21 protein-coding genes are annotated in these 20,808 nt (G+C 68.9%); 6 read left to right on the top strand and 15 right to left on the bottom strand.

The genetic code is table 11. From position 1 onward, the window contains the following. Positions 1-8 precede the first annotated feature (8 nt). Together ACIBK1_RS30185 and ACIBK1_RS30190 are read right to left on the bottom strand one after the other, a co-directional pair. Complete coding sequence (locus tag ACIBK1_RS30185; protein WP_030507440.1) at positions 9-893, bottom strand: alpha/beta fold hydrolase; 885 nt, start codon at positions 891-893, stop codon at positions 9-11. A 303-nt stretch (positions 894-1,196) separates the two neighbouring features. After that, positions 1,197-3,170, bottom strand: a complete 1,974-nt coding sequence (locus ACIBK1_RS30190) for a DEAD/DEAH box helicase (protein WP_396739069.1) — start codon at positions 3,168-3,170, stop codon at positions 1,197-1,199. 434 nt (positions 3,171-3,604) lie between these two features. Between ACIBK1_RS30190 and ACIBK1_RS30195 the strand changes: the two genes are divergently transcribed. Then, on the top strand, positions 3,605-4,264 hold the full coding sequence (locus ACIBK1_RS30195) for a ferritin-like fold-containing protein (protein ID WP_396739071.1): 660 nt from the start codon (positions 3,605-3,607) through the stop codon (positions 4,262-4,264). 435 nt (positions 4,265-4,699) lie between these two features. Here ACIBK1_RS30195 and ACIBK1_RS30200 read toward each other — a convergent pair whose 3' ends face one another. The 5 genes from ACIBK1_RS30200 to ligD (ACIBK1_RS30220) form a co-directional block, all read right to left on the bottom strand. Beyond that, the gene (locus ACIBK1_RS30200; protein ID WP_030507437.1) at positions 4,700-4,930 is read right to left on the bottom strand and encodes a DUF3107 domain-containing protein; all 231 of its coding nucleotides are present in this window, start codon (positions 4,928-4,930) and stop codon (positions 4,700-4,702) included. A gap of 95 nt (positions 4,931-5,025) precedes the next feature. Continuing rightward, positions 5,026-5,646, bottom strand: a complete 621-nt coding sequence (locus ACIBK1_RS30205; protein ID WP_030507436.1) for a TetR/AcrR family transcriptional regulator — start codon at positions 5,644-5,646, stop codon at positions 5,026-5,028. 72 nt (positions 5,647-5,718) lie between these two features. Beyond that, a complete protein-coding gene (locus ACIBK1_RS30210; protein WP_030507435.1) occupies positions 5,719-5,919 on the bottom strand; it encodes a hypothetical protein in 201 nt (66 codons plus the stop codon). Between the two features lie 79 nt (positions 5,920-5,998). Then, a complete protein-coding gene (gene ligD, locus ACIBK1_RS30215) occupies positions 5,999-6,880 on the bottom strand; it encodes a non-homologous end-joining DNA ligase (RefSeq protein WP_030507434.1) in 882 nt (293 codons plus the stop codon). Further along, positions 6,877-7,833 (bottom strand): non-homologous end-joining DNA ligase, encoded by a 957-nt coding sequence (ligD, locus tag ACIBK1_RS30220; RefSeq protein ID WP_030507433.1) that lies wholly within the window; start codon positions 7,831-7,833, stop codon positions 6,877-6,879. The genes ligD (ACIBK1_RS30215) and ligD (ACIBK1_RS30220) overlap by 4 nt, the downstream gene beginning before the upstream one ends. 77 nt (positions 7,834-7,910) lie before the next feature. Here ligD (ACIBK1_RS30220) and ku point away from each other — a divergent pair, with 77 nt between their 5' ends. Next, positions 7,911-8,819 carry a non-homologous end joining protein Ku gene (ku, locus tag ACIBK1_RS30225; protein ID WP_030507432.1) on the top strand — a complete coding sequence of 303 codons (909 nt, stop codon included), beginning with the start codon at positions 7,911-7,913 and terminating at the stop codon, positions 8,817-8,819. A gap of 225 nt (positions 8,820-9,044) precedes the next feature. Here ku and ACIBK1_RS30230 read toward each other — a convergent pair whose 3' ends face one another. The 6 genes from ACIBK1_RS30230 to ACIBK1_RS30255 form a co-directional block, all read right to left on the bottom strand. Beyond that, a complete protein-coding gene (locus ACIBK1_RS30230; protein WP_030507431.1) occupies positions 9,045-9,347 on the bottom strand; it encodes a hypothetical protein in 303 nt (100 codons plus the stop codon). A gap of 610 nt (positions 9,348-9,957) precedes the next feature. Beyond that, the gene (locus ACIBK1_RS30235) at positions 9,958-10,503 is read right to left on the bottom strand and encodes a hypothetical protein (protein WP_396739074.1); all 546 of its coding nucleotides are present in this window, start codon (positions 10,501-10,503) and stop codon (positions 9,958-9,960) included. A 753-nt stretch (positions 10,504-11,256) separates the two neighbouring features. Continuing rightward, entirely contained in the window at positions 11,257-11,787 is a 531-nt protein-coding gene (locus tag ACIBK1_RS30240) for a hypothetical protein (protein WP_396739076.1), read from the bottom strand. A 736-nt stretch (positions 11,788-12,523) separates the two neighbouring features. Then, entirely contained in the window at positions 12,524-12,994 is a 471-nt protein-coding gene (locus ACIBK1_RS30245) for a hypothetical protein (protein WP_387072239.1), read from the bottom strand. Between the two features lie 634 nt (positions 12,995-13,628). Further along, the gene (locus ACIBK1_RS30250; RefSeq protein WP_030507427.1) at positions 13,629-14,237 is read right to left on the bottom strand and encodes a hypothetical protein; all 609 of its coding nucleotides are present in this window, start codon (positions 14,235-14,237) and stop codon (positions 13,629-13,631) included. A 400-nt stretch (positions 14,238-14,637) separates the two neighbouring features. Continuing rightward, a complete protein-coding gene (locus tag ACIBK1_RS30255; protein WP_030507426.1) occupies positions 14,638-15,228 on the bottom strand; it encodes a hypothetical protein in 591 nt (196 codons plus the stop codon). 395 nt (positions 15,229-15,623) lie between these two features. Here ACIBK1_RS30255 and ACIBK1_RS30260 point away from each other — a divergent pair, with 395 nt between their 5' ends. Both ACIBK1_RS30260 and moeZ read left to right on the top strand, forming a co-directional pair. After that, complete coding sequence (locus ACIBK1_RS30260) at positions 15,624-16,538, top strand: alpha/beta fold hydrolase (RefSeq protein ID WP_030507425.1); 915 nt, start codon at positions 15,624-15,626, stop codon at positions 16,536-16,538. 129 nt (positions 16,539-16,667) lie between these two features. Next, complete coding sequence (gene moeZ, locus ACIBK1_RS30265) at positions 16,668-17,846, top strand: adenylyltransferase/sulfurtransferase MoeZ (protein WP_357320341.1); 1,179 nt, start codon at positions 16,668-16,670, stop codon at positions 17,844-17,846. 61 nt (positions 17,847-17,907) lie between these two features. On the opposite strand, the gene ACIBK1_RS30270 is transcribed toward moeZ, so the two are convergent. Both ACIBK1_RS30270 and ACIBK1_RS30275 read right to left on the bottom strand, forming a co-directional pair. Beyond that, entirely contained in the window at positions 17,908-18,219 is a 312-nt protein-coding gene (locus ACIBK1_RS30270; protein WP_030507423.1) for a winged helix-turn-helix domain-containing protein, read from the bottom strand. After that, on the bottom strand, positions 18,219-18,686 hold the full coding sequence (locus ACIBK1_RS30275) for a hypothetical protein (protein ID WP_357320346.1): 468 nt from the start codon (positions 18,684-18,686) through the stop codon (positions 18,219-18,221). Before ACIBK1_RS30275 ends, ACIBK1_RS30270 begins: the two co-directional genes overlap by 1 nt. 143 nt (positions 18,687-18,829) lie before the next feature. On the opposite strand from ACIBK1_RS30275, the gene ACIBK1_RS30280 reads away from it, so the two are divergent. Both ACIBK1_RS30280 and ACIBK1_RS30285 read left to right on the top strand, forming a co-directional pair. After that, positions 18,830-19,549, top strand: coding sequence for a hypothetical protein (locus ACIBK1_RS30280; RefSeq protein WP_357320349.1), 720 nt, complete (start codon positions 18,830-18,832; stop codon positions 19,547-19,549). After that, positions 19,543-20,808 (top strand): S8 family peptidase, encoded by a 1,266-nt coding sequence (locus ACIBK1_RS30285; protein WP_396724223.1) that lies wholly within the window; start codon positions 19,543-19,545, stop codon positions 20,806-20,808. The genes ACIBK1_RS30280 and ACIBK1_RS30285 overlap by 7 nt, the downstream gene beginning before the upstream one ends.

Consider the following 20,808-nt stretch of genomic DNA (forward strand, 5'->3'; position numbering starts at 1 on the left):
CGACCGGGTCATCCGTGCTGGTGCTGGAGCAGCCGGCTCTCCGCCGCGTTCCAGAATCGGGTCAGGGCCGCCGCGGTGGTCTCGGGGGCCTCGACGGCCGGCGAGTGGAGCGCCCCGGGCACCACGACGCACTCCGCGTCGAGCCTGCGGGCCATCTCCGCCTGCAGCAGCGGCGGCCAGCCGTCGTCGTGCTCGCCGTACAGGACCAGGAGATCGAGACCGCACTCGGCCAGCTCCGTGCAGCGGTCGGGGGCGCCCAGGACCTCGTGCGCCATCGTCACGAGACCGGTGGGGTGGTTGGCGAGCAGCCGCTTGCGCAGGAACGCGACGATGTCGTCGGGGACGCCCGCCGCCAGCGCCTCGGGCTCCATCCGGTTCGACCACATGTAGTCGAGGCCGTACTCCGGGAGCTCGGCCAGCATGACCCGCCCCATCTGCTCCCGCGGTCCGACGATGCCCGCGGGCCCCGAGCTCATGAGCGTGAGCGAGGCGAGCTTGGCGGTGCCGTTCAGCGCCGTCTCCCGGGAGACCAGCCCGCCGAAGGAGTGCCCCAGCAGGTGGACAGGCTCACCTTGACCGACCACCGCGGCGATCGCGGCGACGTCCGCGCCGAGGGACGCGCACGAGTACGCTGCCGGGTCGTCGGGGCCGGGCGTCTCGTACTGCCCGCGCATGTCGACCGCGATCACTTTGCGACCGGCCTGCGCGAGCGTCTGCAGGACGGCGATGAAGTCCTCCTTCGACCCCGTGAAGCCGGGGACGAGAAGGGCGGGCCAGCGCTCGGGGACGCCGCTGACCGGAAGCGCTTCGAGCACCGCGAACGAGCCCAGCGGCGTCTCGATCTGCTCACTGCTGACACCTGGAGGAAGGGTCAGGAACCGTGGCGTGCTCACGAGGCCTCCTCCACCTCACCCCGGATCCCGGGAACCGATGGGCCGGACCGGCCACACGTCCTGGACCGTCTGCTGAAGGCTCGCTCACTCACGTGGCATCACGATACCCAGGAAAGATCCCGGCGACACTGCCAAAGCGACTACGAGGGTTTCGGACGGTCATTGCGCATGCCTCCTGTCCAGGTCATACCCACTGCGGGCGAAGCGGCCCTCAAAGAAAGGGGGCAGGGAGAGCGCCGGTTGCCCGGTGCCCTCCCTGCCCCTGCGGTCGTGCTCATCGCCGGACGGGCCTGTGCCGGCCCCTCACCCCGTACGGCGGGGCCGCGGCCGGGGCGGGCGGCGCCGCTGCTGGGCGCGCTCGCTCGCAGCGGACGGCGCGGGATCGTCGTCATCGGTCGCGAGGTCGGGAGACTTGAACACGATCATGAACGGGCTGGCCGGGATGATCCGCTCCGGCTCCTGCTCCGGCTCGTGCTTCGGCTCCTGCTTCGGAGCCGGCCGCACGGCGGGCTCGTCGGCGACCTCGCTCACGGGCGCCGCCACGGTCGGCTCCGCCTCCACCGGGAGCGCCTGACCGGCGCCGTCGGCGGCGCGGGTCCTGCGGCGGCGGGCCGGGCGCTCCTCCACCTGCGCCTCGGCCGCGGGCGCCGGATCGGCGGCGCGGGCCCTGCGGCGGGTGGTCCTGCGCGTGGCCTCCGGCTCCGGCCCGTCCACGGCCTCGGCGTGGTCCACCGCGCCGTCCACCGTGCTGTCCACGGGGCTGTCCACCGCGCCGTCCACCGCGTCGTCCACCGTGCCGTCCGCAGGGGACCTCACGGCCGAGGCGTCGGCCAGCGCGCCGGTCAGGGCCGCCGTGTTCGCGCCCCTGCGCCCGCGCCGCCCAGACGCGGCCTCGGCCGGAGTCTCCACGGTGACCTCGGCAGGAGTCTCCACGGGAGTCTCCACCGGCGCCGCCTCGGTCTCCCCCGAGGGAGCCGCGGCGTCATGGAGGCGGCCCCCACGGGTCCGCCGCCGCTCGCGGGTGCGGGCGGGACGCTCACGGCGGTCCTCGGCGGTGTCGCGGGCGCTGTCACGGGCGTCGTCACGCCGGGACTTGCCGCGGGAGCGGGTGCGCCCGGTCTCCCCGAGGTCCTCGATCTCCTCGGCCTCCAGACCCGCCCGCGAGCGCTGGGCGCGCGGGAGCACGCCCTTGGTCCCCTCGGGGATGTCGAGCTCGGCGTACAGATGGGGGGAGCTCGAATAGGTCTCGACGGGATCGGCGAAGTCCAGCGAGAGGGCGTTGTTGATGACCTTCCAGCGGGCCAGCTCGGTCCACTCGACGAAGGTCACGGCGACGCCCGTGCGGCCCGCCCGGCCCGTGCGGCCGATCCGGTGGACGTAGGTCTTCTCGTCCTGCGGACAGTCGTAGTTGACGACGTGGGTGACGTCGTCGATGTCGATGCCGCGCGCCGCGACGTCGGTCGCCACCAGCACACTGATCTTGCCGTTGCGGAACGCCCGCAGCGCCTGCTCGCGCTGGCCCTGGCCGAGGTCGCCGTGGACGGCCGCCACCGCGAAGCCCTTGTCCTTGAGCTGCTCGGCGACCATGTCGCAGGCCCGCTTGGTCTCGCAGAAGACCATCGTGAGCCCGGCGCCCCTGCTCTGCATGAGGCGGGCCACGATCTCGATCTTGTCCATGCGGTGCGTGCGGTAGACGTGCTGCGTCGTCAGCGTGGTCGTCTCGGCCTCGGCCGTGCTGCTCTCCGCCCTGACCCGGGTCGGCCGGGTGAGGTAGCGGCGGGACAGGTTCACGATCTCACCGGGCATGGTGGCGGAGAACAGCATGGTCTGCCGCTGCTCCGGCACCAGCTTGATGATCCGCTCGATGTCGGGGAGGAAGCCGAGATCCAGCATGCGGTCGGCCTCGTCGAGGACGAGCATGGTGATCTGGCCGAGGTCGAGGTGCTTCTGCTTGACCAGGTCGAGCAGCCGCCCCGGCGTGCCGACGATCACGTCGACGCCGTTCTTGAGCGCCTCGATCTGCGGCTCGTACGCGCGCCCTCCGTACACGGTGAGGATGCGCGACCCCAGCTTCCCCGCGGCGAGGACCAGGTCCTCGGTCACCTGGAGGGCCAGCTCGCGGGTCGGGACGAGGACCAGACCGCGGGGCTTCTTGCGGTTCTTCCTCGGCTTGCCGACGAGCTGGAGCATGGCGACGCCGAAGGCATAGGTCTTGCCGGTGCCGGTGCGCGCCTGTCCGATGACGTCCTGGCCGGCGAGCGCCAGCGGGAGCGCCATCTCCTGAATTGGGAATGGTGAAGTGATGCCCTCGGTCTCGAGTGCATCGGCGATCTCCGGGATGACTCCCAGGTCTCGGAACGTCGTTGTCAGCGTGGCCTGCCTCAATCAGTGCGAAGGCGACCCTCCGGGACAGCCGGCCGGCAGAGCCTCCCCGGTCCGGGTCCTCGCGGACAGTCACGCCCTCGTCATGAATCAGCGACCGCGGCATCCAGTGGTTCCTGGGGTCCGGGGGATGGCCCCGGATCGACACAGGGATCGTTACGGTGATCTACACAGCACCGATCCACACAGTGCGGTCGCACTTCCACGAAGCAGTCTACTCGATACCACAACACGGAACCGATTTCTGCGTCTTCTCGCTAAAAGCTCTTGCTGCGCCGGGGGTGAGCGAGGGCGCCGGCGGGGGAGCCGCGGAGCCGTACGCTGCACCCATGAGTGATTCCTCTCCCGGGATTGTGGACCTGCTCGGTGTTCTCGCGTACGCCGAGCTCGCCGCCTTCCTCCGGATGGCCGAGGACGCCGCCCTGCTGGCTCCGACGCTGAACGACAGGGCCGCCCTCGGGGACGTGGCCGCGACCGAGTACGGCCACTTCCGGGTGCTGCGAGACCGGCTGGCCTCGCTCGGCGTCGATCCGGAGGAGGCCATGGCCCCCTTCGTGGAGGCGATCGACGACTGGCACGCCCAGACCAGGCCGAAGGACTGGCACGAGGCGCTGATCAAGGCGTACGTCGGCGTGGGGATCGCGGGCGACTTCTACCGCGAGGCGGCGCGGCACACCACTCCCTCGATCAGCGCCCTGGTGGACGAGGTGCTGACCGACGAGAGCCGTGGGGAGTTCGCGGTGGAGCGGGTGCGCGCCGCGCTGGACGCCGACCCGCGGCTGTGCGGCCGCCTCGCGTTGTGGGCGCGCCGCATGGTAGGGGAGGCGCTGAGCCAGGGGCAGCGGCTCGCCGCCGTCCGGCCGCGGCTCGCCGCTCTGCTGGTGGGCGAGGAGGGCGAGAACCTGGCGGAGATCGGGCGGATGTTCGCCAGGCTGACCGAGGAGCACGGCAAGCGGATGGCCGCCCTCGGCCTCACGCCCGGACCGTGATCTTCACGGCTTCGCGCCAGGGCCGTCGATGCGGCGCTCGGTGCCCGCGATCCCTCTGACCTGGCCGGGATTCCGGAACGGCGGCGGCGGGGAGGGCCGGGAGCCCGTTTCGCGCACCGGCCGGTCCGGCGTTCATGGGTCGCGCACGTGCCAAACGGATGTACGGTGCGAGCATGAGGGCCTCGCGCCGCTACGGCACTTCCTTGACGAGATGTGGGCCGAACACCTGGACTCCGCGTGCGGTGTTGCGGAGAGGAAGCGCGGGTTGTCCGACGATCAGCGGGAGGCGGGATCCCCATCGCGCGGATCTGACCCGCCGTCCCCGCGGATGCGGATACGGACGCACCTGACCCAGCGCGGATCACGATCGGCCGCCGTGACGGCGCGCGGTGTGGGCGCGCGCCGCCGGGCGGCCGGTGGCGATGACGGAGGCGTTTAGAGCGTCCCGCCGAAGCCGACGGGGCGCGACTCGTCCTCGCCGATCTCGACGAAGCCGAGTGAGTCCACGGGGACGACCACGCGGCGGCCCTTGGTGTCGGTGAGCGAGAAGACGCCCTTCTCGGAGGCGAGCGCCTTGCGGAGTTCCTCCTCGATCTCCTCGGCCGACAGGTCGGTCTCCACGACGAGTTCTCGGTGCACCGACTGTACGCCGATCTTGATTTCCATCGGGCTCCCCTTTCGCGAGGGCTGGTCCACTCCCCATCGTCGTCGCCTCCGGGAGCGGCCGGCACCGTGATCGCGTGAAGCGAACAGGATTCCGGTCAGCCGGTGCGCGGGAAACCGCTGATTCCGCGCCATGCCAGGCGCGCCATCAGCTGGGTCGCCGCCTCCTTGGGGATCGAGCCGTGGCTGCTCAGCCAGTAGCGCGCGCTCACCTCGGCCATGCCGACCAGGCCCACACCGAGCAGGTGCGCCTCGTCGCTGGAGCAGCCGGTGTCCTCCTGGATCACCCGGCTGATCGCCTCGGCGCTCTCGTGCAGCGAACGCTCCATCCGCTGCCGTACGGGGGCGACGTTGCGCAGGTCGGATTCGAAGACGAGCCGGAACGCCTCGCCCTGGCTGGAGACGAAGTCGAAGAAGGCGCCGATGGCGGCCTGCACCCGCTGCTTGTTGTCGGTGGTGGACTCGAGCGCCTGCCGGCACCGGGTCACCATGTCGTCGACGTGCAGATCGAGCAGCGCGAGGTACAGCTCCAGCTTGCCCGGGAAGTGCTGGTAGAGCACCGGCTTGCTCACACCGGCCCGCTCGGCGATCTCGTCCATCGCCGCCGCGTGATAGCCGTTCTCCACGAACACTTCCTGTGCCGCGCTCAGCAACTGGCGGCGGCGGGCCATCCGGGGTAGCCGGGTGCCCCGGGGCTTGGCGTCCGGGGTAGCGGTCACGGCAGTCTCCTTGCAAGATGCGCATCGGGGGCTCCCGCCCCGGGGCCTCATCCTACGTGTCGGTAATCCGGATCAGCGATAGTCGTCGTCGTCGAGGTCGACCGTACGCTCCTGCTCGGCCACGTCGGCCGGGTCGGCGTCGAACGGAACGTGCTCGGGCCAGCGCCTGTCGTCGGCGACCTTGACGAGCTGGTGCTGCTCGACCGCGTCGGCCTCCGGCGCCTCGATCGAGATCTCCTCGACCACCTCGTCGAGGGGGTCCATCTCGGGCATGTGCTTGTCCTTCCGTTCGACGGTCGGCTGCGACAGGTCCACACTACGGCCAGGGTGGCGGCGGAACTAAGCAGCGGGGCTAAGCGGTGAGGGGTGCGAACAGGTCGCCGTGTTTCTCCACGCGCTCCAGCACGTCAGGTGCGGTGAACACCAGCCGGTCCGGGCTGTCGCACGCCTCGACCTCCTCCCACAGGAGGGGGGTGGACGCGGTCGGCCGCCCGGCGGCGCGCAGCGAGTAGGGCGCGACCGTCGTCTTGGCCGGGTTGTTCTGGCTCCAGTCGATGAAGACCTTGCCCGGCCGCTCCTTCTTCGCCATCACGCTCGTCACGAACGGATGCTCGGCCTGCATCCGCCGGGCGAGCGCCTTGGCGTAGCCGGAGGTGTCCTGGCCCCGGTCCCAGGGGACGTAGATCTGCATGCCCTTCTGACCGCTGGTCTTGGGGTGGCTCTCCAGGCCGTCGTCGGCCAGGGCCTGCCGCAGCAGGACGGCGACCCGGCAGCAGTCGACGATGGTGGCGGGGGCGCCGGGGTCGAGGTCGAAGACGAGGGTGTCGGGCGGCTGCGGCTCGCCGTCCTTGGCCACCCGCCACATCGGCACGTGGATCTCCAGGGCGGCCAGGTTGGCGTAGTAGACCAGGGCCGGCAGGTCCTCCACGACCGCGAAGTCGATCTCCTCGCGGTTCTTGGTGCTGCCCGGCGCGGGCAGGGTGACCGTACGGACCCAGTCGGGGGTGTGCTCGGGGGCGTTCTTCTCGAAGAAGAACTGGCCGTCGACGCCGTTCGGGTAACGCTTGACCGTGAGCGGACGCCCCTTGAGGTGCGGCAGCAGGACCGGCGCGATCCGGGTGTAATAGTCGATCACCTCGGCCTTGGTGAATGCGGCGTCGGGATAGAGAACCTTGTCCAGGTTGGTCAGGACGAGCAGGCGGCCCTCCACCTTCACCCGCACCTTCTCCGTCATCGCAGCTCCTCCCGCCGCACCTCCGCGGGGATCTTGTCGGCGCGCACGCCCCGCCACACGGGGTTGCGCAGCCGTCCGTCGCGCGTCCACATGCTGAACGCCACCTCGCCGACCACCTCGGGCCTGACCCACCGGGCGTTCCGGGAGATCTCCCGCGGAAGCCCGTCAGAGAAGGGGCTCTGCCCGATCTCGAGCGGCTCAATCAGGCGGAGGACGTCGCCGAGCATCGCGTCGGTGAACCCGGTGCCCACATGGCCGACGAAGAGGAACTCGGCAGGGGAGGCCCCGGCGTACATGCCGAGCAGGAGCGAGCCGATGCCGCCCGCGCGGCGGCCCTTGCCCGGCCGCCAGCCGCCGACGACCACCTCGGAGGTCCGCAGGTTCTTGACCTTGATCCACCACTCCGCCCTTCGCCCCGGCCGGTAGGGCGAGTCGAGGCGCTTGGCCACCACGCCCTCCAGCCCCTGCCGCCTGGTCGCCTCCAGCACCGCCGGTTCGCAGGGGAGGTATGGCGGCGCGCCCAGGCCGAGCGAGTCGAGCAGCGCCCGCCGGTCCAGGTAGGGGAGGTCGAGCAGCGTGTGCCCGTCGAGATGGAGCAGGTCGAAGGGCAGGTAGGAGACCGGCAACCGGCCGAGCAGGTGGGCCCCGGCGGGATCGGTGACATGCATGCGTCTCTGCAGCCGGCCGAAGCTGGGCCTGCCCTCGGGGTCGAAGGCCACCACCTCGCCGTCGACCACCGCCCTGCGCCCGGCCAGCGGGGCCATGGCGGCGGAGATCTCGGGATATCGGGAGGTGAAGTCGGCGCCGTGCCGCCCGGTGACCCGCACGCCGCCGTCGACGTACGCGAGTGCGCGGATGCCGTCCCACTTCACCTCCAGCGCGTACGCCCCGGAGTCGGAAGGGATTTCTCCTGGAATGGCAAGCATCGGCTCGATCGGATACGGCACCGCCATAGTGGGTACCTGCCCATGAGGTAACTCCCTTGAATCCCACCATAGCGTCGTTCGAACACAGAGACGAGAATGTGGCTATGCGCAGCATCTGGAAAGGCGCGATCTCGTTCGGTCTTGTCACCATCCCGGTGAAGCTCTACTCGGCGACCGAGCAGAAGGACGTCGCGTTCCACCAGGTGCACCGGGAGGACGGCGGGAGGATCAAGTACAAGAGGGTCTGCTCGGTCGACGGCGAAGAGGTGCCCTACTCGGACATCGCGAAGGGGTACGAGCTCGCGACCGGCGAGATGGTCGTGCTGACCGACGAGGACTTCGCCGACCTGCCGTTGACCACCTCCCGCAGGATAGACGTGCTGCAGTTCACCCCCGCCGACCAGATCGACCCCATCTACTTCGCCAAGTCCTACTACCTGGAGCCGGACGGTCAGGGCGCCAAGCCGTACGTGCTGTTGCGGGACGCGCTGGAGCGGTCGGGACAGGTGGCGGTCGTGAAGGTCGCCCTGCGGCAGCGCGAGTCGCTGGCCGCGCTCCGCGTCCGCGACGGCGTCTTCGTGCTGGAGACCATGCTCTGGCCGGACGAGATCCGCGAGGCCGACTTCGGGTTCCTGGAGGAGGACGTCGACGTACGGCCCCAGGAACTGAAGATGGCCGAGTCCCTGATCGAGACGATGGTGGCGGACTTCGATCCCGCCGAATACAAGGACGCCTACCGGGAGGCGCTGCAGGAGGTCATCGAGGCCAAGGTGGCGGGCAAGGAGATCGTCGCCCCCGAGGCCCCGGCCGAGGCCGGGCCGGCCGTCGACCTCATGGCCGCGCTGCGGGCCAGCGTGGAGGCGGCCAAACGGGAGCGCCAGGGCGCCGCCCCGGCCAAGTCGCCCGGCAGGGCCGCCAAGGCCAAGGCCGCCGCCTCCGGGAAGGCCGCCTCTGACGGTGCGGACCAGGAGGAGAATGCGCCGAAGAAGCGGAAGACCCGCCGCTCCGCCTGAGCCTGCCAGGTCTGTTCGGATCTCTTCAGAGGAGCCCCGGCGGGCATTGCCGCCGGGGCTTTCTTCACGGTACGGAAGTGGGCGATCCGTACAGGGCCGTAAGCTCTCGGCCGCCCGTTCACCGCCGCCCGATCGCCACGGAGGTGGCGGAGGCGTGATCAGGGCGGGCCCGGACACCGCGGCTTCGCGCTGACAGCCCCGTACGAATGGATTCACCCGTCAGTGTCAGTCGTCGTCGTCGCCGTCGATCTCGAGGACGGCGTCACCGGATGCGTGGGCCTCGACGGGCCGGATGACCTTCTTCTCCTTCTTGAACTTGAAGAAGCGGAGGTCGTTGCGGTTGACGGCCGTGTTGCGGAAACCGCGTCCGTGACGCCTGCAGTGGCCTGAGCCGTGGCCCCAGTTGGCGCTGATGGTCGGGGCGCCAGGGGCGGCCGCGTGAGCGGCGGTGGTGCTCAGGGCGAGAGCACCGCCTGCCATTACCGTGCTGACCGCCAGACCGGTGATGACGTTCCGGAATTTGGGCATTGAGGTCCTCCTCGAAGGATGGAGTGCCCGAGTGCGACATTCCCGGTGTCTGTCGGAAATGTCAGGCGATGTCCTGTATGTCCGGTCATCGCCCGTGGCGTCTTAATTGCCGAGACGGCCCACCGGCAAACTGGCCCGGAGGGAATTTGGGCCCGCGTTGTGGCGCGATGCCTCGGGTTAGGCGACCGCTGACCTGATCGACGTTCATGCCTGACGTGTCAGTGCGGCAGCCGGGGTAGGGCGGGCCGTGGTTCCCCACGGTGGTGTTCCTCAATCCCCTGTTCTCGTTCGCTTCGGCCCGTGGGAGCGGGCCGTTGGGGGCGGCACGTGAGGGGGGAGCAGGGCGGGATCGGGGGCGGGTTCGGGGGCCGGAAATGGTCAGGGCTCCGGCGAGGATCTCGCCGGAGCCCTTGTCTCATGCCATCCGGTGGAAGGTGTTTCCAGGCCTGCCGTCGCTCGGCGCGCGGTTGCGCTGGAAACACCTGGCTGCACTCACCGGCGCCGTCGTCCCCGGCTGATGACGGAGATGCGCTCGTGGGCGGTCCTGCCCACCGGCTCCCGTCACCCGGCCGGACGGCGCGGTGTCCCGCGAGGCGTCACGCCTCGCGGATCAGACGTCGTTGCGGTTGTTGTTGTTCTTGTCGTTGTGCTCGCGGTCGTTGCGGTTCCACCAGTCGTTGTTGTTGTGGTCCCACCAGTTCTGGTCGGCCCACCAGTTGTTGTTGAGCCAGTTGAATGCGCGGTCGTCCTTCTCCTGGAAGCCGAACGCGACATCCTTCGCGACGAGGCCGAAGGCGTCGTGCCCCGACTTGTCGTCCTTGTAGAGGTTCTGACCCCACCAGTTGTTGGTGTCCCACATGTTGTTCTGGTTGCGGTCGTCGATGTTGTGGTTGCGGTCGTTGCGCTCCCGGTTGTTGTTCGGGGAGAACGTCCGCGGGAAGAAGTCGTCCCCCTTCTTGTTGTCCTGGGCGATGCCGCCCGTGCTGTCGTCGACGCCGTTGGCCGCGCCGTCCTTGGCGATGGGGCGCTCGTCGCTCTTCTTGGCCCAGAAGGGGTTGTCGTCGGCGCTGGCGGCCGTGGCGCCCATGGCGACGGCTCCGCCGACGACCGCGGTGCTGAGCGCGAGCCCTGCGAAGATCTTCTTGAGCTTGGGCATTATGGTTCCTCCCTGACAGGATTCGATTTCGAATTGCCCTGCGTCTATCGGCATTTCCCGTCCGCCTGCTGTGGGCGGGAATTCCTTCGTGGCTCTTATTGAGCCTTGCTTCCGACGCTAGTGGTGATTTCCTGCCGGGCGGCCCGACAAACTGACGTCTGCTGCTTTTGGTTAATGATTAGCTGCGTATAGGCTTGATTCGATGGATAATGCGCCTTATGTAGTGATAGGTACGATTTGCCCCCCTGGCGTGACGGCCTTCTGACGCCTCGGCCGGAGGGGTGCCGGCTTACCCGCATTGCGATGCGATTCGGTGAGGCGATTCGGTGGGGCGACCTGATGGGGCGACCCGATGGGGGCGGTGCGGGGGGCGTGCCGCCGGTTCGTACGTCATGACGCTCGCGCCGGTGGAGGTTCGGCGGCGGTCGCGGTGGTGGGCCGGGGAAAGGCCGCGGAGGGAAGGAGGCAAAAGGGAGGTGAGTAGCGGCGACGAGCGCGGCCGGGGCAAAGAGCAGGGCTCCGGCGGAACCTTCCCGCCGGAGCCCTTGGTTGTCACTGTAGAAGGATTGACGGCCGTTCCCGTTCAGGTCGCCGTCGCTCGGTGAGCGAGCGGCCGGCCGGTCGGGGAACGTGTCTCTGCACTCAACGGCGCCAGTCCGTCAGCCGGGCTCGGAGGCCTCGTGGAGGTTCTCCGGATCCGTCATCTTCTCGGAACGGCGCGATCGTCTCGCAGGAGCCGCTGGACCTGCCTTCTCAGTTCATGCGGTCGTTGTTGTTGTTGTTCCACCAGTTGTCGTCGTTGTTGCACCACCAGTTGTTGTTGTTCCACCAGTTGTTGTTGAACCAGGTGTTGTCCTTGTTCGTCTTGTCCTGGAAGCCGATCGCAACGTCCTTGGCCACGAGCCCGAAGCCGGAGGAGTCGTCGCGCCGGTCGGCGAACGCCCCCTGGTTCCAGAAGCTCTGGTTGTTCCACCAGTTGTTGTCGTTGTTCTGGTTCAGGTTCTGGTTGCGATCGTTCCGTTCGAAGTTGTTGTTGTTGTTCGGGTTGAAGAAGACAGGGAAGACGTTCTCCCGATCACCGCGATCGCCGATACCCCTGTTGCCCTGGGCGATGCCGCCCGTGCTGTCGTCGACACCGTTGGCCAGGCCGTCCCGGGCGATGGGACGGTCGACGTCGCCGGTCCTGGTTGCGGCGCCGGCGGCACCGGCGCCCAGGGCGAGCGCGCCGCCGACAGCGGCGGTGCTGAGCGCGAGACCGGCGATGATCTTGTGGAGCTTGGACATGCGTGTCCCCCTTGACAGGATTCAGTATTCCTGAATTTGTTCAGGGCATTTCTCTTGATTGTGAGAGATGTCCTTCGGGCTCTTAATTGAGCCCTAACTTCCTGTGCTGTCATGATTTCCAGCGAGGTGGCCCGACAAACAGCCGTCTAAGCCTTTTGATCACTAGTTAGAGTCTTATGAACTGACTTAGAGGTATTAAGAGAGAAATGTCTCGATTGACCGATTTAGCGAAGGGTGTTCGCGCCCCAGAGCTCGGCAGTGAGAGCGGGGCGGCGATGGCCGGGCCTGAGCGCCTGTGGTGTCCGGGGCGTCGTCCGTATGCGTGCCGTTGCCGTATTGCGTCGGCCTGTTGCTGGGGCCTGTTGCTGCGGCCTGGGGGCGCGGCCGGTCCTTGCCGGCCTGGGGAAAGGCGCGGGAGGGCTTCATGCTGTCCGGTAGCCGGCTTGCGCGCGTGAAATTGCCGCTCGGGCTCCTGGGCTCGGAGTAGGGGGAGAAAAAGTCAGGGCTCCGGCGAGAGTCTCGCCGGAGCCCTTGTCTCTGCTGATCGAACGGCCGTTCCCGGAGCGGGGAGCGCTCACGGAGCTTTCGACGCCACGGGAACGTGACTGCGCCTCAGGGCGCCGTTCTCCTGTCAAGGCGGTGGAGGACGGTGCGGCCGGCCGTTTGCGTCATCCCTTCACCTGCCGGGATTCCGAGCGGCGCGGTCGTCTCACGGGCCGTTGGCGGCCCCGCCTTCTCAGTTGCAGAAGTTGTTGTCGTTGTTGTTGTTGCACCAGTTGTTGTTCTGGTTGTTGTTGAACCAGGAGTTGTTGTTGAACCAGCCGTTGTTGAAGAAGTTGCTGTCGCGGTTGGTCTTGTCGCTGAAGGCGATCGTGGCGCAGGGGCCGACGATCGCGAAGTTGGAGTCGCTGTCGAGGTTGTCGCTGAACGCGCTCTGGTTCCAGAAGCTCTGGTTGTTCCAGAAGTTGTTGTTCTGGTTGTTGTTGCACCAGTTGTTGTTGTTGCAGTTGTTGTTGTTGAACGGCTGGCAGTTGTTGTTGTTGTTGCAGTTGAAGGGAACGAAGGTGTTGTTGTTGCAGGGCATGCCACCGAGACCGAAGAAGTCTCCGGTGCCGGCGCTCGCAGCCGTGGCGCTCATGGCGATCGCGCCACCGGCGATCGCGGTGCCGAGTGCGAGTCCGGCGAGAACGTTCTTGAACTTGGGCATTGCTGTCCCCCTTGAAAGAATTGGAAATCCCCGCATCCTTCGATATTTCTCGCTGGAGATTCGAGAGAAATATCTCTTTGGCCCCCGTGGGCCGGGTTCCTGCGATACGTTGATGTCCGGCAGCATCACCCGACAAACGCGCCTCTATGGCTTTTGATCAGCTATTAGCAGCCTATGGAACGAATTGGGGATAATAGGGGCGACTTGTCCCGTAATGTCCGATTTCAATCCGAGGCGCCGGATGCGCGAAAGCGGTGGCGCGAGCATGGCGACAGGCCTGCGTGAGCAGCTGGGAGCGCATGGCACGTCCGAGGGCGCATCGAGGGGGTGCACCGAGGGGCGTTTCGCGGGGGCGGGGAGGGAGCCGCGGCGGACTGGGGCGGTCCCAGGGCGGCGGCCCAGGGTGGCGGTCCCAGGGTGGCCACGGACGGGCTCGGGAAAGGCGACCGCGGGCGGCTGGGGGAGACCGAGCCGATGACGAACACCGGAAGTGGGGGAGACGACGAGTGCCCGTGCTCGCGAAGGGCGTGAGTCCACGCCCCGGCGAGCACGGGCACATTCATTCGACGCCCGGGCCACTGGCCCGAGGCTCAGCGCGACCGGTCAGCGCGGCCGCGCGGTGGACCGCTGCGGATCAGGGGATGGCCTCGTACTCCGGCCGAGGGCCGTTGCCCCTCTTGTGCCTGTCGTTCTTCTCGATGTCGGCGTCGACGTCGAGGTCGACATCCTTGGTCTTGGCCTCCGGGTTGACCTGGGTGGCCGTGTTCGTGCGCGGGTCGGCCTGCGCGGACTGGTCCTGCCAGGGCCGGTTGTGCAGCTGGTTCCAGTCGCTCGTGCTGGTGTAAGGAAGCGTGGAGTTCTGCGACCACTGCTGGTTGTACGGAACCGCCGCCGAGCCGTTCGACGACTTCTGGAACGGCGTCAGAACGAGCGTGAAGTCACGCAGCAGGAACTGGCTCTGGTTCTCCGACTGACGAACGTGCTGCCACTCGTGGTTCTTGTTCTTGTTCTTGTTCTTGTTCTTGTTCTTGCCCTTCTGCCCCTGGCCCTGCCGGTTGGTGTTGTAGTTGCGGTTGTAGCTCGGCCGCACGTAGCGGACGCCGCCGGACGGAGCGGGAATGTAGCCGCCCATGACGGTGGCTGCGCTGGCCGTGCCGGCGGTGGCGCCACCGAGCACGATGGCCGCGCCGCTCAGCGCGGTGCCGAGGGCGAGGGCCCCGGCGATGTTCTTCAACACGGACATCTGGGTGTTTCTCCTCTGAATATCGCAACCCCGGCCCGGTCCCGTGAAGGATCAGGGCGGGTGGTAGTGGGTTCGGCGCCGTCGTGCGTGACGCGGCGCGATGCGTTCGCCTGGCACCGGCTGTCCTCTCCTCGAAAGCGCCGCCGGTGCGCTGCTCTCTCGACTGCTCGTTCGCCCGCCGGCGAAGCGGCGGACGGGTGGCGCCGGCGCCGTGTCTCACGGTCACCGGGCGCCGCCCACCCGCCGGGCGGTGTCCGCCGCTCCGCCGCTCGCGCGTGTCTCCCGTCGCTCGCGGGTTCCGGCTCAGGTGAGGCCGCCGGTCACGAGTACGGGTGGCCGTCGGCTGCCGCGTCACCCGCCGTGGCCGGGACGCTCACCGAGGCCGCTCGTGTGGATCCCGTCAGGGCACGATCACCGGGTCTTCGCCGCGGTCGTAGCCCTTCTTCTTCTCCTTCTCCACGTCCACGTCGATGTCCGCGTCGATGTCCTTCTTCTTCACGCGCGGGTTGACCTCGGTGGCCGTGTTCGTCTTCGGCTGGGCCAGGGAGTCCTGGTCCTGGCGCGGGTTGTTGAACTGGTCGCTGAAGCTGTTCGTGCGCGTGTACGGGTACGACTGCGTGTTTCCGTACTGCCAGTTGTACGGAAGCGCCCGCGCGTCGGTGTCCGTCTTCTGGAACGGAGTGAGGACGAGCGTGAAGTCACGCAGCAGGAACTGGTTCTGAGCCTGGTTCTGCCGCTCGTGCTGCCACTGCTTCGTCTTGTTCTTGTTCTTGTTCTTGTTCGCGTTCGCACCCTTGTTCTTCTGGCGCTGCGCATTGCGGTTGCGGTTGTAGTTGTAGCTGGGGTAGTAGCCGCCGCCGCCCACGTAGCCGCCCATGACAGTGGCGGCGTTCGCGCTGGTGGCGGCCACAGCGGTGCCCAGGGTGACGGCGCCACCGGTCAGGGCGGCGCTGATCGCGAGGATCCCGACCAGGTTGTTGAACTTGGGCATTTCATGTCCTCCTTGAAGGATTGTTGCCCCGACACTCCGGCGTTTTCCAAGTCGTTCGGAAAATGCCCTTACTGATGACCCTTGGTGGATCATCCCTGCATTGTCTTGTTTTCCTCACCGTCCTAGCGACAAACGGCGGTCGGCGGCTTTTGCCATTCACTTATCGCTTTATTGGCATCGTTGACACCGATAGGGCGGCTTTGGTCCGAATTGTGATTCGTATCCGCATTTCGATATGTCCGAATGAGGGCGATATTGGCCATATGTCGCTCTCACTGATCGGGGCGAACCCGGATGATCGATCCCGCGTCCCCCGGGTAGCGCGGAAGTGCCGCCCGAGACGGCGTACGGGCAGGGTTATGGTCGAGAAACGCGAGGCGAACAGGGGAGGACGCATGGGTGTCGAGCCGATTCCACCGTGGCCCGGCAGGCTCATCCAGGTGGGGGACGCGCGCCTGCATGTGCGGACGACCCCGGAGGGGCCGCCCGAGACCGCTGTATACGTGCACGGCCTGGCGGGCTCGGCGACCGACTGGACCGACCTGATGGGCGAGCTCGCCGACGAGGCGCGGGGGGTCGCCGTCGATCTGCCGGGAGCCGGGCACTCCCCCGAGCCCGCGGACGGCGACTACTCGGTCCCCGCCCACGCCGGGGCCGTGGTCCGGCTCGTCGAGGCCCTGGGGAAGGGGCCGGTCCACCTATTCGGCAACTCCATGGGCGGCGCGGTCTCGGTGCGGGTCGCGGCCACGCGGCCCGACCTCGTCAGGTCGCTGACGCTGGTCTCGCCGGCGCTGCCCGACCTGCTGCCGAGGTACGGCCCGGCCAGGATCGCCATGTCGGCCGCCCCGCGCCTGGGCGAGCTGGCCGTCCGCTGGCTCGGTGCGCTGCCGCCGGAACGGCGCGTCCAGGCGTCGCTCAGCATGTGTTATGGCGACGCCGGCCGGGTCCACCCGGAGCGGCTGCGCGAGGCGATAGAGGAATTGCGCCACCGCGACGGTCTGCCGCACGCCGGGGCGGCCATGGTCGGCTGCGCCCGCGCGATCGTGCGCGAGTACTTTCGCCTGGGCCCCGACAACCTCTGGCGGCAGGCCGAGCGGATCACCGCGCCCACCCTCGTCGTGTACGGCCTGCGCGACCGGCTGGTCCACGCCCGCATGGCGCACCGGGCCGGGCGGGTCTTCCGCGACGTGCGCCTGGTGACGCTCCCGCACGCCGGTCACGTGGCCCAGATGGAGTATCCCGAGCTCGTGGCCCGGGAGTCACGGCGCCTGCTGGCCTACACGAGGACGCCCCTGCGCCGGACAGCGTGATCGGGGAATGCCTTGATTGGGGAATGCGGGGCTACCCCGGTTAAGTTGTGAGAAGAGCTTGTGTTGGGCCCATGGAGCCGAGCGCGACCATTGGCACGAAAACGGGACACGGAGAGCAGGAGTGGGACTGTGTCGTTGCCACCGCTGGTAGAGCCGGCAGCAGAGCTGACGGTTGACGAGGTGCGCCGCTACTCGCGCCATCTGATCATCCCTGACGTGGGCATGGCGGGTCAGAAGCGCCTCAAGAACGCCAAGGTGCTGTGTGTGGGCGCGGGCGGCCTGGGCTCTCCCGCGCTGCTGTACCTGGCCGCGGCCGGGGTCGGGACGCTCGGGATCGTCGACTTCGACGTCGTCGACGAGTCGAACCTCCAGCGCCAGGTGATCCACGGGCAGTCGGACGTGGGCCGCCTGAAGGCCGAGTCCGCCGCCGCCAGCGTGCGTGAGATCAACCCCCTGGTCAACGTCATCATCCACAACGTCGCTCTCACGACCGACAACGTGATGGACATCTTCTCCGGCTACGACCTCATCGTGGACGGCACGGACAACTTCGCCACGCGCTACATGGTCAACGACGCGGCCGTGCTGCTCGGCAAGCCGTACGTGTGGGGGTCCATCTACCGGTTCGACGGGCAGGCGAGCGTCTTCTGGGCCGAGCACGGCCCGTGCTACCGCTGCCTCTACCCCGAGCCCCCGCCGCCGGGCATGGTCCCGAGCTGCGCCGAGGGCGGCGTGCTCGGCGTGCTGTGCGCGTCGATCGGCTCCGTCCAGGTGAACGAGGCCATCAAGGTCATCACCGGCATCGGCGAGCCGCTCGTCGGCCGTCTGATGATCTACGACGCGCTCGAGATGAAGTACCGCGACGTCAAGGTCCGCAAGGACCCCGAGTGCCCGCTGTGCGGCAAGAACCCCTCGATCACCGAGCTGATCGACTACGAGGCGTTCTGCGGCACGCTCTCCGATGAGGCGCAGCAGGCCGCCGCCGGCAGCACGATCACCGCGGCCGAGCTGGAGGCGATGCGCGAGCGGGGCGAGGACATCATGATCATCGATGTTCGCGAGCCGAACGAGTACGAGATCGTCAACATCCCTGGCGCCGTGCTGATCCCCAAGGGCGAGTTCCTCAACGGCTCCGCCCTGGAGACGCTGCCGCAGGACAAGAAGATCGTGCTGCACTGCAAGTCGGGCGCCCGCTCGGCCGAGGTGCTCGCGGTGCTCAAGAACGCCGGCTTCTCCGACGCCGTCCACGTGGGTGGCGGCGTGCTGAGCTGGATCAAGACGGTCGACCCGAGCCTGCCGACCTACTGACACGGAAACCGGTCGACGGCCGCCGCCTCACGACGAGGCGGCGGCCGTCGTCGTCCAGGCGCTAACCGCGCTCGTCCGGCACCACGCTGAGGCCGCTGGGCGCGACGATGCGCTGCAGGTTCTCGACGTACGCGGTGAACGCCGCGCGCCCCTTGCCGGTGAGCTTGAACCACGTCTTGGGCCGCTTGCCCACGTAGCCCTTGCGTACGGCGACATATCCGGCGGCCTCCAGTGCGCTGCCGTGCTTGGACAGGACCGAGTCGCTGACGCCCAGAGTGTCGCGGACGAACGCGAACTCGGCCTCGTCGGCAGCGGCGAGCAGCGAGACGATCTGCAGCCGGGTGGGGGCGTGGATGACGGGATCGAGCTCCATCACCGGGTCTCTTCGAACCGGCGGGCCACCCGGCGGGCGATGCGGCGGGAGATCGCCCGGCTGCCGAGGGCGAAGTACGCGGTCATCGCGACACCGCCGCAGGCCATCCCGTACGGCACGTCCGCGGCCTGGAGGGCGAACGACACCACCCAGCACAGGACGATGCCGCCGAAGAGCCAGGGCAGGTAGACGGCCGAGAAGGCCCGTGTGATCGCGGGGTCGTGGACGGTCATCGGCCGCGTCTTGGCGAAGACCGCGATCAGGGCGCCCAGCGCCGCGCAGATCAGGATCCCGCCGCCCACGGTCACCGGGATCGGCGTGCCGGGCTCGCTGACGAGGAGGATCCCGGTCACGGTGAGCCCGATGGCCGAGATGAACCACGTGGGCAGCCATGGTTGGGATCTCATCGCCTTCGCCTGCGTCTGCCGGATCGTCGCCAGGCTCCGCGCCGCTTCCTCGGGGTTCATCCGCACCACCTCTTTCCATCTCAGAAAGTACTTTCCACTTTCCATAGCGTCAACTACTTTCCGGGTGCATTTGTGGGGATGGCGGACGGTAGGTCGCGTTAAGGTCACTGGAGGAGGGAGGCCGCGAAGAGAACGGAGGCGCAGTGGGCGAGACGCGGACCTGGCCGGCCGTGGCCGTGGCCTCCGCGATCACCCTCGTCTGCGCGATCGTCGGCGGGATCGCGGCCAGCGCCGCCGTCGCCGAGCTGACGAGAGGCCCGAGGGCGGCGGAGCTGCGCGAGGCGCAGGCGGCCGAGACGGCGCTGCGATGGGAGCGCTGGCCGGCCGGCCGGATCTTCCCCGCCTCCCTGGCCTACACCAGCGAGCAGGGCGGGCCTGAGCTGGCGCGGCGGGTGGGCATCTCCTCGCGCACCGACTGCCGCGGCGCCGTCGACACAGCGGTCGCCGGCCGGATGACGGCGGCCGGCTGCCGGGCGGTCCTGCGGGCCACCTACCTCGACGCCCTGCAGGGCATCGTGGTGACGATCGGCGTGGCGGCCTTCCCCGACGAGCCCAGGGCGCGCGCGGCCGTCCCCATCTTCCCGGACGACGGCGCGGCGGCCCCGGGCCTGCGCGCCCTCGCGTTTCCCGGCACCGTGACCGACCGCTTCTCGGCGGGCGGGCGCCAGTCGCTGATCGTGCGCACCGCCGGGCCGTACCTCGTGATGGCGACGGCGGGCCAGGTCGACGGGCGTCCGGCCCGTGCGCTCGGGGAGCAGCGGGAGACCATGTTCTCGTTCACCGAGGACCTGGCCGAGAAGGTCGGCGCGATCCTCACCGCCCCGGCGTCCCCGGACTGCACCGCCAAGGAGTGGCAGTGCTGACCGCGCTGCGCCGCAGGGTCCTCGCGGCGTCCGCCGCCGCGCTCGCCCTGACGGGCGGCGCGTTCCTCGTTCCCGGCCCGGCCAGGGCCGACGACGTACGGCTCAGCCAGCAGGACGTGCTGCGCACGCTCGACGTCGACGACGCCTGGCGGCTGACGAAGGGCAGGGGCGTGACCGTCGCGGTGCTCGACTCGGGTGTCGATCCCGATCACCGCGACCTCGCCGGATCGGTCGTCACCGGGCGGGACTTCACGACCGGGGCCAACCCGCGCGGGGTGCAGCCGGTGCGCCTGCACGGTACGTACATGGCCTCGCTCATCGCCGGGCACGGGCACGGTCCCGGCGGCGCGGACGGCATCGTCGGCATCGCGCCGGAGGCCAGGGTGCTGTCCGTGCGGGTGATCCTCGAAGACGAGGAGCCCGGGTTCCGCACGTTCAACTCCGACGCCCGGTACGAGGCCGTGGTCGCCAAGGGCATCCGCTACGCCGTGGACCACGGAGCCGAGGTCATCAACCTGTCGCTGTCGAAGGACATGCCGACGAAGGACGAGCGCACGGCGATCAGATACGCGATCTCCAAGGGCGTCGTCCTCGTCGCCGCGGCGGGCAACGAGGGTGCGGGCAAGCGGACCGCGCCGTACTCCTACCCGGCGGCGATCCCCGGCGTGATCTCGGTGGCCGCCGTCACGTCCACGCTGAGGCGGGCCTCGTTCTCCAACCGGAACTCCTCGGTGATGGTGGCCGCGCCGGGCGTCGACGTCCTCGGGGCCGGTCCCGGCGACGAGTACTGGGTCGGCCGGGGGACATCCCAGGCGACCGCGCTCGTCTCCGGCGTCGCCGCGCTGATCAAGTCGCGGTATCCCCGCATGTCGCCCGCCCTCGTCGCGCAGGCGCTCACGTCGTCGCCGGCCCGGAAGGGGCCGTACAACACCGGCACCGGGTTCGGCGTGGTCAACGCCTACCGGGCGCTGAGCGTCGCCGCCACCCTCGCCCGCCATCGCGCCACGGCGTCGGGGACGGGCGTGCAGAACCCCCTGCGTGCCGTCCGCCCGGCCGCGACCGACCAGGACCCCATCGTGGTCGTACGGCGCGACACGGGGGCGATCCTCCTCTACGGAGCCGTCGCGCTCGGCGCCTTCGCCGGCTCCGGCGCGGGCGTGGCCGTCATCCTCGTCCTCAGCCGGCGGGCGCGCAGACGAGAGCGGGAGGAAGACGACGCGCTGCCGCCTGCTCCTTGGCCGACGGGCCTGCCGACGTAG

This window comes from Microbispora rosea (assembly GCF_044460045.1).
Classification (GTDB): Bacteria; Actinomycetota; Actinomycetes; order Streptosporangiales; family Streptosporangiaceae; genus Microbispora; species Microbispora rosea.

Excerpts from the sequence above, each read along its gene's own strand:
- ACIBK1_RS30230 (WP_030507431.1), bottom strand. The coding sequence starts at position 9,347 with ATGCCCAAATTCCGGAACGTCATCACCGGTCTGGCGGTCAGCACGGTA.
- ligD (WP_030507433.1), bottom strand. The coding sequence starts at position 7,833 with ATGGCGGTGCCGTATCCGATCGAGCCGATGCTTGCCATTCCAGGAGAA.
- ACIBK1_RS30195 (WP_396739071.1), top strand. The coding sequence starts at position 3,605 with ATGAGTGATTCCTCTCCCGGGATTGTGGACCTGCTCGGTGTTCTCGCG.
- ACIBK1_RS30260 (WP_030507425.1), top strand. The coding sequence starts at position 15,624 with ATGGGTGTCGAGCCGATTCCACCGTGGCCCGGCAGGCTCATCCAGGTG.
- ACIBK1_RS30200 (WP_030507437.1), bottom strand. The coding sequence starts at position 4,930 with ATGGAAATCAAGATCGGCGTACAGTCGGTGCACCGAGAACTCGTCGTG.
- ACIBK1_RS30190 (WP_396739069.1), bottom strand. The coding sequence starts at position 3,170 with ATGGCGCTCCCGCTGGCGCTCGCCGGCCAGGACGTCATCGGACAGGCG.
- ku (WP_030507432.1), top strand. The coding sequence starts at position 7,911 with ATGCGCAGCATCTGGAAAGGCGCGATCTCGTTCGGTCTTGTCACCATC.
- ACIBK1_RS30235 (WP_396739074.1), bottom strand. The coding sequence starts at position 10,503 with ATGCCCAAGCTCAAGAAGATCTTCGCAGGGCTCGCGCTCAGCACCGCG.
- ACIBK1_RS30250 (WP_030507427.1), bottom strand. The coding sequence starts at position 14,237 with ATGTCCGTGTTGAAGAACATCGCCGGGGCCCTCGCCCTCGGCACCGCG.
- ACIBK1_RS30275 (WP_357320346.1), bottom strand. The coding sequence starts at position 18,686 with ATGAACCCCGAGGAAGCGGCGCGGAGCCTGGCGACGATCCGGCAGACG.
- ACIBK1_RS30245 (WP_387072239.1), bottom strand. The coding sequence starts at position 12,994 with ATGCCCAAGTTCAAGAACGTTCTCGCCGGACTCGCACTCGGCACCGCG.
- ligD (WP_030507434.1), bottom strand. The coding sequence starts at position 6,880 with ATGACGGAGAAGGTGCGGGTGAAGGTGGAGGGCCGCCTGCTCGTCCTG.
- ACIBK1_RS30240 (WP_396739076.1), bottom strand. The coding sequence starts at position 11,787 with ATGTCCAAGCTCCACAAGATCATCGCCGGTCTCGCGCTCAGCACCGCC.
- ACIBK1_RS30255 (WP_030507426.1), bottom strand. The coding sequence starts at position 15,228 with ATGCCCAAGTTCAACAACCTGGTCGGGATCCTCGCGATCAGCGCCGCC.
- ACIBK1_RS30210 (WP_030507435.1), bottom strand. The coding sequence starts at position 5,919 with ATGCCCGAGATGGACCCCCTCGACGAGGTGGTCGAGGAGATCTCGATC.
- ACIBK1_RS30270 (WP_030507423.1), bottom strand. The coding sequence starts at position 18,219 with ATGGAGCTCGATCCCGTCATCCACGCCCCCACCCGGCTGCAGATCGTC.